This is a genomic window from Levilactobacillus tangyuanensis, assembly GCF_003946545.1.
Lineage (GTDB): Bacteria > Bacillota > Bacilli > Lactobacillales > Lactobacillaceae > Levilactobacillus > Levilactobacillus tangyuanensis.
The window spans coordinates 42,886-56,927 of sequence record NZ_RHOA01000008.1 but is presented as its reverse complement, the minus strand read 5'-3'; the positions used below and the strand labels follow the sequence as shown (position 1 = coordinate 56,927).

The following is a 14,042-nucleotide window of genomic DNA, read 5'->3' as shown; positions in this document are numbered from 1 at the left end:
ATGCTTAACCGTTCATGCCTATCGCCATTCGTGGTCTTAGCAATCGACCGATCAACCTTACAGGTACTTAGCGTCCAACTGGTGGTCAAACGAGGTCAAGATCTTAGGCCCGTTGTCGGTCACCACGAGGGTGTGTTCATACTGACAGCTCAGACTGCCATCCAGGGTGCGAATCGTCCAGCCATCATCGGCCGGCGCGCTACAACCGTAGTCACCCACGTTGATCATAGGTTCAATCGTGATGGTCATCCCCGCCTTTAACCGCGTGCCATGACCGGGGACACCATAATGCGGCACATCTGGTTCCTCATGCATCGTCGGCCCAATGCCGTGACCGATGTAGTCGCGAACCACGCCGTAACCCAGCTTGTTTTCCGCATAGTCTTGAATGGCAAACCCAATATCACCAATCCGGTTACCTACGACCGCCTGGTCAATCCCCAGGTATAGGGCCTTAAGCGTCACGTCCATCAGTTTTTGCACCTCGTCGGAAGCCTTGCCGGCAACGAAGGCGTGGCAAGCATCGCTCAGGTTCCCGTGATAATCGATGACCGTGTCGACCTTGATCAGGTCGCCTTCTTTAACCAGGATGTCCTTACTTGGGCAGCCGTGACAAATCATGTCATTGACGCTGACACAGGTTGAGTACTTGTAACCCTCAAAGTTCAATTCGCCGGGCGTGGCGTCATGATCGATGATGTACTTGTAGGAGAAGTGGTCAATGTCCCAGGTCGTCATCCCTGGCTTAATGTAAGTTTCCAGTTCATGGAATAGGCCAGCCAAGATGTCCCCAGCCTGCCGCATTCCATCAATTTCTCGTTGTGACTTTAATGCAATCATATTTTCCTCCATGTGGCCGTTTTTCTTAATTATACGCTTGCCAGAAATTCTCGCCAAGGTGAGTGGGCAACTTTCAGCGATCCCGGTCCCAATTTGCCCACATGCCCGTTGCTGTTCAAAAGTGCTTGGCCGCGTTCGCTTGGTCTGTACCAATCACCTTCATGCAATCGTAACCGTTTAACTGCGAAAAAACCAGGTTGCTTCTCTACTTTACGTCACATCGGATAATCTTCTATCACCGTTTCAACTCTCCGCTAAACCAGCAATTAGTGAGTCATCCGTTGCCCATTTAATCAATACATATGTACATTGTTTTGTGCTAATATGAACTTTAGTAAGTACTAAACGTAATCACGGCCACCACGCTGTTTCGTGACGTTCCTGACCCTGGTCCACGAGCAAGGGGAAATTTTTATGAGAATGCAAACGCGTGGTAATCTCCCATCGACCACCAAGATTCACTTTAAACTCTATAAAGCAGGAAAATTGTGGCTGGTAGCCGGACTGACTTCCATCGCTATGATTGCCGGTCTGGGATTCACCACCGCCCAAGCCGCCACCGATGACGCCTCGTCGCAGGATCCGAGCGCGGCCCCAAGTGGCCAGGTTACCGGGTCGGGAGACGACAAGTCGTCCACTGGTCAAAACACTAATGGCATTGACAACGGTGTCAACAAATCCACTGGCGACGGTTCATCTTCTGATGATCTGCCGGCAGCAACAGATAAATCTAATACTGGCAACCAATCTGGTCCGGAAGACGCATCTTCAAAGTCCCAAGAGTCCGGTAATGATGGCTCATCCCAAGGACTTTTAGGCGCCGCCTCGGCTACTCAATCAGACACGCAAGAACCGGCCACCTATGCCGATCACATCACCCCAACCGCCTTTTCCCTGGGCGATGTGCCGAGCACGCCCACAGCGAAGACCGGGGCCGACAGCGACGGCAACGTCGTAACTGGCACAGCGATCTCAAACGTCCCCGTCCTCGGTGACTTCTACGTCAACGTGACGGGTGGGGGCTATATCCCCTATGATGCCAAGGCCATGGTTGGTCTCGTGCCCTATGATGCGGAAAACTTTACCACCTTCCCACAAGACGTCTTTGGCTTCTATGTCATCTTACCCGAGACCATTACGGCCGATGTGAGAGACGTTCAGACCGGTGCCGACAATTACGTCGCCGCGTTGCGGGCCAACATCGATCCAAATACGGGTAATCCCTATGTGGATATTACGACCTTAAAGGTCTATCGGTTGAAAGACACCGACGACGGCCGACAAGTCTACTATTTCAAGCCAAATGAGGGCGCGACATTTACCGCCAAGCAACCCAACATGACCGGCTACAGTCGACAGATTCACATGTACACAAAGGTTTCTACCGGAAAGTCCGAAAATGCCAGTACTGAACCAACGACGATCACCTTCAACAATCCCGATGGCAAGAATGGCAGTCTGCCAATCCACGATGTTCTCTTCATGGGGATTGGCGATCAGACTTATAACGTCGGGAGTGATGACTATATTGGATACAACGCGGTCGATGCCTTCGGGAGTAATGCCGAAGACTAGCCAGATACCAACCTTGTCAGCATCTATGCCGACAACGGGGCCGCTACCAAGAGCGATAACTTTGGCCAACTGACCTACGTTAAGATAACCGTCACGGACCGGTTTCAAATTTATCTGCCCACTGATTCAACCGGAAAAACGGCTTTTCTGCATGGTGGCACACTCGATTCTGGTAATCCTGGTGACACCTATGATTTGACTTCTAAACTCGCCACTTTCGGTATGAGTAAGGCCAGATACTGGCTGAATTCCCTCCAATATGTTGGGTATTCGTCTGCAAACTACACCCCACAGACTTTACCAGCGACGGCCACCCTCGAACCAACTAGCTTGGACCTGGCAGAAGGTACCACCACCGCGCCAGGTAAAACTTATAATTTCTTCATTAGCCTGATTAAAACGGCCCTAACCTCAAAGGATGCGACCTATTATGCTGGACCCAAGAATGGCTGGCAACCGGCCGACACACTAACAGGACTCGCACCCGATGGCAGCGTTCTCGATGTGGACGGGTCGCTCGATCCAAATTCCCAAGTCGCCAAGGATTTAGGGACACTGGCCCTGACCATCACGGATGCCACCGGTCAAGTTGTCACCCAGGACCAACTAACGAAACCTGGGACCTATACCGTTAAATACACTTACACTGACATTCAAGGCAACATCGGTTCCTACCAAAGCGGTCCCGCCTCCTCTACTCGGACCTCAACAATTGCTACGGCAACGATCACCGTTCTCCCTACGGCCAGCAGCCTGAGTGCCACCGACAAGACCATTACGGCCGGCGATTCATGGACGCCGGCGGACAATATTACGGCGTTAAACGGCGTTGATGGGACCGGTGTCGACGTTGCGGCTGCGCTAGCCGGAACCAATGCCGACGGCTCCGAGGCGACCGTGACGATAACCAACAGCAAGGGTGAGACGGTCGATCCCACAGCGCTTGACTTAAAGACACCGGCCACCTACCAACTGGCCTACACGTATACCGATGCCAATGGCAACACCATCGCCGCAGATCCGGTTAGCTTAACCATCACGGCTCCCGTCAACAATGGCGGGACAACCGGAACGGGAACCACGACCACCGATCCGACGACGCCAAGTCAACCAACGACGCCGGCCAAACCAGCGACACCTTCGAAACCAACCAAGGGCGCCGCTGGTGGCAAGAAGACCGCAACCAAGTCAACCAAACCTAAGCAGACCGCAACCAAGGTTAAAGCGGCTGCGCCCAAGTCTGGTGCACTGGCCGCAACTGGTTATGCTAAGCAATCTGGCACCGCAAACGGTCAGGTAGTTGGCTTACAGGCCACCGCAGATGGTGACTCACGGCTCACGGCCACTAACAACGCCTCCACGACCCGTTTGCCACAAACTGGCGAACAACCTGATACCTGGACGGCCGAATTAGGGTTAGTCCTCTTGGCCCTGACCAGTTCGTTAGCCCTGCGGCGCAAACAATATTAACTAAAAAGACATTTAGGAGTCATCGCAACTTAACGTTGCGGTGGCTTTTTTTACTACTCGAAACCAACTGAAGCCAACTACCGCTTATCCTTCGCTCATTACTGGTATTGCATAGGATTAGTGCCTAACCTGATTCAAATTTTTAATGATCACTGTCGTTAATTCATTCATTGCCGACTTATACATTTATTGTTACAATATACACATTGATCCATTTGGTACTTGGCCATGAGGGGACCTAGCATCCTGGGTTTATTCATCATTTAGGGGGAACCGACCAAACACTGACGTCTATAAAAGCTGATTTTTGAGGAGCGAATTAACTTTATGAAGAATCACCTACTAATAGGCATCATCGTATTACTTATCCTGCCACTCAGTGCTTGTGGTGTTGACGCTCACGCTACAAAGGTCGATGGCCACGCCATTTACGCCGTAAACGTGCAGGCAACTAAGGCCACTGACAACGGTGACTGGACTGTCCACGGCACAACCAAAGCACCAAACAACGCCAAGATCATTGTCACCAGTGCCGACGAAGACGATGACTTTTTCGGGGAACTGGGGGGTGAGGCTACTAACGACCTTGCATCATGGGCCACCGTTCATGACGGTAAATTTTCAGTGAATGTCGATCCCATCAATGTAGCCTACAGGGCAAAATACCAGGCAGGCGACAAGTGTCGCATCCAAATCTTTGCCATTACTGACTACCACAAACCCTGGACCGACAGCACGATTGCCAAAAATATTGCCACCAAAGCCGTTGATAAATTCGATAGTACCACCCTCAGCTTGACTAGTAGCCAAGCTGAATACTTCAACAGCCTAGATTCTAACAAAAATGATGACAAGAAGCACAAAGATAAGTCTAGCTCAAACAAAGCTGACTCCTCCGACAATGATGAATCTGACGCCGAGAGTGAGTCTACTAGCAACGACGAAACAACTGAATCCAGCTCGTCATCGAAAACACCCACCGAGTACACTTCCGCCCTTAACAAGGCCGAAAACTACGCCACGGAGATGGATATGTCCAAGGCTCGTCTCTATGCCCAATTGATCTCTGCCTCAGGTGAACAGTTTTCAGAGGCCGCTGCAGACTATGCGTTAAGTCACCTGAAGGGTGTGAACTGGAACAAGAACGCCCTGGCCAAGGCAAAATCCTATCAGAATGAGATGGATATGGCCCCGGCGGCCATTCGCGATCAATTAACATCCCGCGCCGGTGAACAATTCACACAAGCTCAGGCGGATTATGCCATGACTCATTTGCAATAAATCACAGAATCATCGTTTTAAATACCTATCAAAAATTTTTCTATGAATTTTTAGATAAGTATTCAAAAGGCTTAAAAGTTCGTTTATCCTATGCGCCCCAGGCGACTGGTGACATTGATGCCATATTGATATTCATCCCTCAGCGACCATTTACTCATAATTTTCTCATCATCCTCTTTACAAACTCACAAAAGGTGCTAATATTAATGCCACAAGATAAAAAACGGAGGAAAGACAAGTACGTTTCGTCATTCTGGCAGTGAGTTGGGGCTTAGTGAGAACCCAATCAGAGTTGACCTTTCGGAATAACACTTTCTTAGTTGCTGGCTGAAACGACCCGGGTCGCAGTAGGTTAAGCCGTTACCGATACGTTACCATCGGTGGAGTATGTTTGTACTCCAAATGAGCTGGTTTATCTTTAGGATAAGCAACTTGGGTGGTACCGCGAAAGAAAGTCTTTCGTCCCTTGTCTAAGGGACGAAAGACTTTTTATTTTGTCTTAGTTTATAACGTAAAGGAGAAAAAGGACTATGCATTTAATCATTCCAGAATCATACGCACCAAAGTTATCCGTTAAGGAAACGCAAGCCGCTATTCGCTACATTCGTGAAACATTCCAAGATGAATTTGGTGACCAACTGAATCTGTCACGGCTGTCAGCACCAATGTTCGTTGAACACTCAACGGGGTTAAACGACAACCTGAATGGTATCGAAAAGCCTGTCTCATTCACCATGGCAGACATGGGCGATTCGACAATGGAAATCGTCCACTCCTTGGCTAAGTGGAAGCGGGTTGCCTTGAAGCGTTATGGCTTCAAACTCGGCGAAGGTCTCTACACCAACATGAACGCCATTCGTAAGGATGAAGACCTCGACAACTTCCACTCCGCCTACGTTGACCAGTGGGACTGGGAAAAGGTCATCACCCATGACCAACGAACCGAAGAAACCTTGAAGGACACGGTTCGCACGATCTTCAAAGTGATTAAGCACATGGAACATGAAGTCTGGTACAAGTTCCCCCAGGCCGTTCACCACTTACCTGACGAAATTCACTTCGTCACGACGCAGGAATTGGAAGACCGTTACCCTGATATGACGCCATTCGAACGGGAAAACGCCATCACCAAGGAACTCGGTTGTGTCTTCTTAATGAAGATTGGTGGCCCATTGAAGAGTGGCAAGCGTCACGATGGCCGGGCACCCGACTACGATGACTGGGACTTAAACGGGGACATCTTATTCTGGTATGAACCTCTCAACCAACGGATCGAAATCTCCAGCATGGGTATCCGGGTTGACGCCGACTCCATGACGAAGCAGCTCAAGGCCGCTGACGCCGAAGACCGGTTGAAATTCCCTTACCACCAAGCCATCTTACATGACGAACTTCCCTTCACCATCGGTGGTGGGATTGGCCAATCTCGTCTCTGCATGTTGCTATTGGGTAAGGCCCACGTCGGTGAGGTTCAAGCCTCAACCTGGCCACAAGCCATGATCGACGAATGTGAAGCCCACAACATCCACATCCTTTAATCTGAACAATCCCGAGTGACCACCCGCCAGTGAGCGTGTGGCCACTTTTTTTGCCCGATGGTCCCCTTTTCACAATTAAAGTTATCCTGAGGTTTACCAATAATTTACGTCTTTGAAACGTCAGTTTTACACCACTCCGGTATGCTTATTCTTACCGAATCATAAACTGGTCCAAGAGGAGAACAACCGTGTTAGACATCTTAAAAGCCATTATTTTGGGCATTATCGAAGGCATTACGGAGTTCCTGCCCATCAGCTCCACGGGCCACCTATACCTGGCCGATGAATTCGTCAAGCTCCATGAATCGACCGCCTTCATCAACATGTTTATGGTCGTCATCCAGCTGGGGGCCATTCTGGCCGTCCTGGTCCTGTACTTTAACAAGCTAAATCCCTGGTCCCCCCGCAAGGGTATCCGTGAGCGGCAACAGACCTGGGCCCTGTGGATGAAGGTCGTCATTGCGGTCCTCCCATCCGTCATCGTCGGGATTCCCCTGAATGACTGGATGGATGCCCACCTAACGAGTTGGCAAGTGATCGCGGCAACCTTGATTATCTATGGGATCCTGTTCATCTGGATCGAGAATTACAACCGCGATCGCACCCCCATCTTCACTGACCTTAACCAGATACCCATTAAGCTGGCGGTCATGATCGGGCTCTTCCAAGTATTGGCACTGGTTCCGGGAACCTCCCGGTCAGGTGCAACCATCCTGGGGGCAATTCTTCTCGGCACCTCTCGCTACGTGGCCACCGAGTTTTCCTTCTTCTTGGCGATTCCAACGATGTTCGGCGCCTCCCTCTTGAAGGTCCTGAAGTACTTCCTGCATGGCAATAGCTTCACCGGCATGCAGCTGGTCGTTCTGTTAACCGGGGTCGTCGTGTCCTACGTGGTTGCCTACTTATCTATCAAATTCCTGTTACGGTACATTCGCAACAACGACTTCAAGTCGTTTGGTTGGTACCGAATCGGCCTCGGAATCATCGTCATCAGCTATTTCGGATTAATTCGTGGATAATTAGTCAAAATGTCGAAATAATCGCCCGGCTGATGACTTAAGCCGTCATATATGGCATTAAGCCCGCCGTTGCAGGGATTAAGCGTTGCCATTCGGCCGTTTCATCGCGATTTATATCTCAAATTTTACGTATAACGGACGAGATGTGACGCCCTTTTAACTCCTTAGTAATAAAACTGCAACACTCTTCTTGTATTCTAGTAAGTAACGAAAACGAGATTAGGAAGAGTGTTTAATAAAAATATGTCTAAATTTAAAATTAAAATTGCATCTATCTTATTAATGTTCGGCTTCACTTTCGGTATGGTTACCGATGTGACTAGCAGCCTGGTCTCGTCAAATGTGACGACGGCCCAAGCCTCAACCAAGGTTTCCGCTAGCCAAAAGAAGAAGATCGCCAAGATCAACGCCGGCCTTTCTAAGAAACAAAAGAAAGCCAAGAACTGGATCGCCTACCATGAATCCCGTTACAACTACACGGCTCGTAACGGTCGTTGTTATGGTCGGTACCAACTCTTGAAGTCTTACTTGCATGGTGACTACTCCCCTGCAAACCAAGAAAAGACCGCTAACAAGTACGTTAAGGGTCGTTACGGTTCTTGGACCAAGGCTAAGAGCTTCTGGCAACATCACCACTGGTACTAAAATTTAACTTAATCGCGGTCAATCCCCCACGGATTGGCCGTTTTTTTGATCTTCGGGTACACTAGAGAAAATAATCTCAGGAGAAGTGACCCTTTTGAAACGACAACGCTTATTCATCGGACTCCTTGGCCTGCTCCTCATCGGGGCTGGCCTGGCCGGTTTCGTTCACCAACAATCGGTATCGGTCCCAAAACCCGCGACAACCAAGCCTACCCGGAAACGGGCAACGCCGCGACTAACCGTTCACGAGCTAACCCGCAATCCGGAATTGAAATATACCAGCATTATTTACTTTGCCCTTCACCAACCCAAGCTACAACGATGGCAGGAACTTTCTGACCTTGAGGCCGGCTGGCAGGTAGAGCGCTATCCCCATGGCAATGACTGGCGCTACTTGGTCTGGCCGGATAGCCACATCACGGACGCCGAGAAGAATCTCGAGCCCAATTGGTTTCGCCTCACCGCGCACCAGGGCGTGGCCTACGACAGTATGATTGTCCACTCCTTTCGCAAGGACCAAACCTACTCGACAACCCTGCCTAAAATTGTCGACCTAATTAATGAAAGGCATGCCGCCAAGCAGGTTCGGCACCTCAGTCACAACCTGACCATCAAAACTCATAATTAACGTAATGAAAGCGGACCCCGACAACCGTCGCGGATCCGCTTTTTTTAGGTTCTATAACAGCTGGTGTTACTAGCTTCCGCCATCAACAACATTTTTAGATCAAAAAAAGAGGGTCAATTCGCAAACGAATTGACCCTCTCAGGTTCCCCTCATCAACACTCGTCGACAAGGATCCATTCTTATTCACTTAAAAATACAACGCTAGTGTTCCCGTTTCTTCCAACCGGCCAGGCCGACTAAGCTACCCAACAATGCCAGTCCAACCAGGGCTAAACCGCTCCCTCGTCGTTCGTTGGTTTGTGGCAACTCAGTCTTGCTTTGGGCTAAGTTAACGGTTGCCTTCCGTGATTGTCCGCGCTTGGCAGTCGTCGCTAACGCTTGCACCTTAGCAGCTTGACCGCCGGCAGTGACGACCTTAGCTGGCGTCTTCGCCGTCTTGGCTGGTGTCTTAGGCGTCGTAGCTGGCTTCTTGCCAGGTTCTGGATTGACAGTGGCAGCACCACCACCGGTCGTTGGGCCAGTGGTTGGCGGCGTCACGTTACCGCCACCGTTATCACCGCCACCACCGGGCGTCGTGTCCGCCGCGTAGGTGACAACGACGGCCACATCGGCACTATCTGGGGTTACGGCTTGGGCCGTGGTTTGAGTCAAATCCTTGGCTGGGTCAGTCGTTGAAGCGACGTGCATCCCCGCGACGGTCGGATTCTTAACGGCAGCGAATGCTAATTGGTCGCCATCCTTGTAAACGGTCCAACTGGTATCGGTTGGTTGACCGGTGACACTCAATTCAGGTGTCCCAGTGGCAGCCGGATTGCTGTAGGTCACAGCGTCCTGGGTGACTTGATCCGTTACCGTTGCAAAGGTCATGGTCTTCGTCACCGGAGTAGCGACCGGCTTTTGTTGTTGATCCTGGTAGGTAACCGTTTCATTAACAGCCTTTTCGGTCGTCTTAAAGTCGTGAGCTAACGTAATCGTAAAGTCGAGATTGGTGTCGTCATCCTTGCCAAAGACGATAGCACTAGTCCCGTCGGCGTTCTTAGTAGTATCGCTGACCAACTTGTAGCCTTTAGCCACGGCTGGCGCAATCACAGAAGCGGAGTCAAAGGTACTGGTCGTCCCAATGGCACCCCGCAGTTCGGGATTCGTCGTGTAGTCTAACGTCTGAACCGTCTTGCCCGTCGTAGCGTCCTTGATGGTAACCGTCGCGCGCTTGGCGTTGGCGTAGACCATCCGGATGGCTTGTTTAGCCCCAACAAATGGAATGTCGGTCGATTGACTGATATCGGTCCAGGTCGTGCCATCCACGCTGGTCTCAGCACCGGTGTAGACGTAGTCTGGGAAGTCCTTTTGGTAACTGTTTAGAGCGACCTGAGCGTCTGACGTCCCGTTGTAGCTGTCGGTAACTGACGTCCCATCTTCATTGGTGATTGGCGTGAAGTTCCCAGCAGCATCCTTAGTCCCATAATCAACCGAGACATTCCATGGCAAAACGTCCTTGTAGAACAGGATCGTCCAGGTCTTATGAGCATCCGTCAAAGTCGTGGTCCAGCTTGTCTGACGCGTTGCTTTGCCATTGCCCGCTGCCCAATCAGAGTACAGACCCGTACCATCTAGAATCAAGCCAGAAAAGGTGTACCCCTTGGCAAGCTGCTGGTTCAGGAAAGTCATGACCGTGGCATTGTCTTGCACGTTGACATCGGACCCCACATCACCCGAAATCATCGTTGCAGGTGCCAAGTTGAGTTGTTGCCCATCGGCCTGAAGGAGTTGAATGTTGACATTTAAATCACTGACATCTTCAGCCATATCATACGGTTGAATGATGTATCCACCGAAGGTACTGTTTGGATCAGACCAAGTTGTGGATAGGCTACCGTAGTCTGCATTCGTTCCAGCAAGTAAGTTGTACCAGTTCAAGGTATTATTGTTGATGTTCCCGGCATCGGCACTGGATGGAAACAGGGACGGATATTCCGCATCGTTAGCATTATCGAAGCCTTTGACCGGTAAGTTAGCTGCCGACAGATCTTTAATGATAAAGGATGGTGTCGTGTAACTCAATGTCCCATCAGCCGTAACGTTCTGACCCTTTGCAAGCGCTGTGCTAACGGTGACTGGGGCCAACAGAACATGTTGTTCTTGCAACTCGGTTCCCGTCTTGATGTCCAGGCTCTTATCCGTCGCTAGTGGTGAGATATCGGTAATTTGATTGTAGGACATATGAACAGTTGATAACTGGTCCTTATTACTCAAGGCAGAAATATCATTCACAGAGAATAACGTCACGTTAACACTCTGCAACTTATTCAAGTTGCTTAACGCCCGAATATCCCATAAATTCCCAGATTGCAACCCATTGTTAAACGCGATGAGACTAACCCCAAGATTAGGGTAAAGATACAGGCTTTGCAGATTCGTCGCGTTCTGAAGGCCTTCCAACGTCGTCATCGACATCAACGCATAATAGTAAGTTGAAGGCTGGTTACTACTGTTGGCAGCTTGCAGGTTTCGATTCGCGGAAAGACTTGTCACCGTTGCAAGATCGGCCTTCGTAAAGTTATTTCGGAAGTCATCAATCGTTGCGAACTGCTTAGTAAAATTACTCTGCCAAATGAAGTATTGCAAACCAGAGTCGGGCAGCCATTCGTCAATGTAGAGTGGATGCGTGCCATCGCCGTATTGCAGCGGGGAATTCATATCCATTCCCTTAGCATCCTGCGCAATGTTATTGGCATAGGTCTCGCCTACCCAAGTCCCAGACCCTTGTGCTTGATACTTCGCGCTATAACCATCAACGACGCGTAAGTCGGAACTGACCCCGTTAGCGTCCGCGTGATCATAAGTATATTGCAGCCGGTCGGTCTTGCTGACATTAAACACCGGTTGGCCCGTAACCTTATCCGTCAGATCATCCGGATTTTGAACGGTGATCCCCGTCTTCACGTTGGTAGGCGCTTTCGTCGTAGTATCTACGCTCTCTGTTACTGGTGTGACACGCTTACCACCAGTACTTCCCGAGTCTCCTCCAGTGCCGCCAGTGCTTCCCGTATCTCCGCCAGCGCCCGCGGTGTTGCCGCCAGCCCCACCTGCCGGGTTGTCATTTGAATCTGCCGGAACTTGTGTCTTTGGCGCCTCCGGCTTTGCCGAAGAATCATTAGAATCTGAGACACTTTCCGTCTTTGGCAGGTTGTCATCAGCCTGCGCAGTCTGTGTCGCTTGTGGTCCAGCAACCATGCCGACCGCCATACTGGTTACCGCGATGCCGGCTACCAGCCAGCCCTTGTGTGACTTGTACATCTTATAATGTGTTTTCCGTTCAAAATTCTTCATGATTGGTCCCCCTCATTAACTATGACCAAAAATCAGATAATTTGATACCAAGCTTATTCCGCATATCGTTCTATAAGCTTTATTTACTATCCATTATAGTCAGGTTGTGAGAAGTAATCAATGACGTGAAACTTTGTGGCGCATAAATGTTTCTTTGATCGTCTAATAACGCCGTCATATTGGGATTCTTTATAAAAATATTTTTAAATAGGCCCGTTAAATTTTCTGCCAAATCAAGCTGATTTTGTCATCAATTGTGCACTATTTAAACCCTTTATCGGCAGTCACAACCATTACTAAAAGAACGAACGTTAACCGCCAAATGGCGACAATTGCCCAGCACCCCAACTTTCAAAAAAACGCCAAACAAATTCAACCTAAAGACTCAAAAAAAGAGGCCCCACTCGAAAGTGAATGGCCTCCGCAAAGTCCCACCATCAACCCGCGTTGACAGAGAACCTTTTTAAATCTCACAAACTTTATCTAATCCTTCTCATCCATATCCATCAGGGCGATGGTGCCCTCTGCCCCATTGTTAATCAAGGCCTCGATTCGGTCGAACAGCATCAGTAACCAGCCAAAGGCCAGTAGAAACGCAATCATTTCAAATGCGGTCAGTGACAGATAGCCCAGCACTCGGAACAGCAATTCGGCCACCACCAGCGTCATGCCGACGCCATATGACAAGACCAAAAAGTCCGTGGTCACCGCCGGCAACAGCCAACGCACGCCCACCACTAGGGCAATGATGAAGAAGACGAGAAAACTCGCCACCTGGTCATGCAGGTCATGGGACGCCGCATTATTCGGAAAAACTCCGACCAATCCCAGATTAACCGCCGTTAAAGTTAGAAGGATTCGCAACAGGATTAACCGTCGCGAGCCCGCAAAGAACTCATTTAAACTCACGAAGAGGTAATCAATCAGGGCGACCATCAGCAATGCCGAGAAGATCAGCGTGGCGTTGAATTGCCAGCCACTGGAGGCATTACTGGTTCCCAGAAAGCTCAGGTTATGCTGCCACCAATACTTCTGATTATTCACGGCCATCGAGATGACCACCCCGCTGATAATCACCAGCGTGAGGACCGTCGACAGCACGCCCGCGTCCACCACCAGGGCAAAGTACACCATGGCCAAATTACCCAACACGCCGAACACGAAGAAGATGATGCTGGCCGTGAACCGGTCGAACACCACCCCCTTGAACAGGAGGCCAAACAACCACATGCTGCCGACCAACACCAGCGCCAGAATCAGGGCAAACGACAACACGATCACCGGAAAGTTTCGCCAATAGATATTCTTGGTGAAGTGGTTTTGGGGATTATTCCGGTCCCAAATGAAGAACCCGGCAAACAACAAGGTGCCCATAATGACCCCTAGCACAATGATCCCCGTTGCCAACGAGTAGTCCCCGCTAAACTTAATTGAGTGAATATTTTGAACGACAAAAGAAATATAATAACCCAGGCTAACCAGGACTGCCGTCAATAACGGCCAGCCGATTACCCCATTTTGAAAGATTCGTTGCCTGGATGACTCTTCGAACTGGACCACCAGCCGATCCTTCTTCACGATCAGTTTAACTGGCGTCTCGTCCTTGAGCTGTAGCTGTTCCGCAACCTCCTTCGGAATTGATAAATGAAAATCTTTTTTTGCCATTTGCTCCTCCACTTTCGTCCGAACTATTAAAGCCATTATAGCAAATCGCGA

Annotated in this window: 10 protein-coding genes and 1 other annotated feature; of the genes, 7 read left to right on the top strand and 3 right to left on the bottom strand. The window is 49.9% G+C overall.

All coding sequences use genetic code 11. From position 1 onward, the window contains the following. Positions 1-57: 57 nt before the first annotated feature. On the bottom strand, positions 58-840 hold the full coding sequence (gene map, locus EKM96_RS06905) for a type I methionyl aminopeptidase (protein ID WP_125641667.1): 783 nt from the start codon (positions 838-840) through the stop codon (positions 58-60). 414 nt (positions 841-1,254) lie between these two features. On the opposite strand from map, the gene EKM96_RS06900 reads away from it, so the two are divergent. From EKM96_RS06900 to EKM96_RS06870, 7 genes are all read left to right on the top strand, one after another. Beyond that, positions 1,255-2,415, top strand: a complete 1,161-nt coding sequence (locus tag EKM96_RS06900; protein ID WP_125641664.1) for a KxYKxGKxW signal peptide domain-containing protein — start codon at positions 1,255-1,257, stop codon at positions 2,413-2,415. 195 nt (positions 2,416-2,610) lie between these two features. Next, positions 2,611-3,885 (top strand): LPXTG cell wall anchor domain-containing protein, encoded by a 1,275-nt coding sequence (locus EKM96_RS06895; RefSeq protein ID WP_164510995.1) that lies wholly within the window; start codon positions 2,611-2,613, stop codon positions 3,883-3,885. A 327-nt stretch (positions 3,886-4,212) separates the two neighbouring features. Continuing rightward, on the top strand, positions 4,213-5,166 hold the full coding sequence (locus EKM96_RS06890; RefSeq protein WP_125641658.1) for an Ltp family lipoprotein: 954 nt from the start codon (positions 4,213-4,215) through the stop codon (positions 5,164-5,166). A 217-nt stretch (positions 5,167-5,383) separates the two neighbouring features. Continuing rightward, positions 5,384-5,636 (top strand) — a binding site (T-box leader). Positions 5,637-5,696: 60 nt separating this feature from the next. Further along, positions 5,697-6,704, top strand: coding sequence for an aspartate--ammonia ligase (asnA, locus tag EKM96_RS06885; protein WP_125641655.1), 1,008 nt, complete (start codon positions 5,697-5,699; stop codon positions 6,702-6,704). A gap of 188 nt (positions 6,705-6,892) precedes the next feature. Beyond that, positions 6,893-7,723 (top strand): undecaprenyl-diphosphate phosphatase, encoded by an 831-nt coding sequence (locus EKM96_RS06880; RefSeq protein WP_125641652.1) that lies wholly within the window; start codon positions 6,893-6,895, stop codon positions 7,721-7,723. Positions 7,724-7,966: 243 nt separating this feature from the next. Further along, a complete protein-coding gene (locus EKM96_RS06875; RefSeq protein ID WP_125641649.1) occupies positions 7,967-8,368 on the top strand; it encodes an aggregation-promoting factor C-terminal-like domain-containing protein in 402 nt (133 codons plus the stop codon). A gap of 94 nt (positions 8,369-8,462) precedes the next feature. Then, the gene (locus tag EKM96_RS06870) at positions 8,463-8,996 is read left to right on the top strand and encodes a hypothetical protein (RefSeq protein WP_125641646.1); all 534 of its coding nucleotides are present in this window, start codon (positions 8,463-8,465) and stop codon (positions 8,994-8,996) included. A gap of 201 nt (positions 8,997-9,197) precedes the next feature. Here the strand turns inward: EKM96_RS06870 and EKM96_RS06865 are convergent, their stop codons facing one another. Both EKM96_RS06865 and EKM96_RS06860 read right to left on the bottom strand, forming a co-directional pair. Next, a complete protein-coding gene (locus EKM96_RS06865) occupies positions 9,198-12,326 on the bottom strand; it encodes a mucin-binding protein (RefSeq protein WP_125641643.1) in 3,129 nt (1,042 codons plus the stop codon). A gap of 483 nt (positions 12,327-12,809) precedes the next feature. Beyond that, positions 12,810-13,991, bottom strand: coding sequence for a DUF998 domain-containing protein (locus tag EKM96_RS06860; RefSeq protein WP_125641640.1), 1,182 nt, complete (start codon positions 13,989-13,991; stop codon positions 12,810-12,812). Positions 13,992-14,042 lie beyond the last annotated feature (51 nt).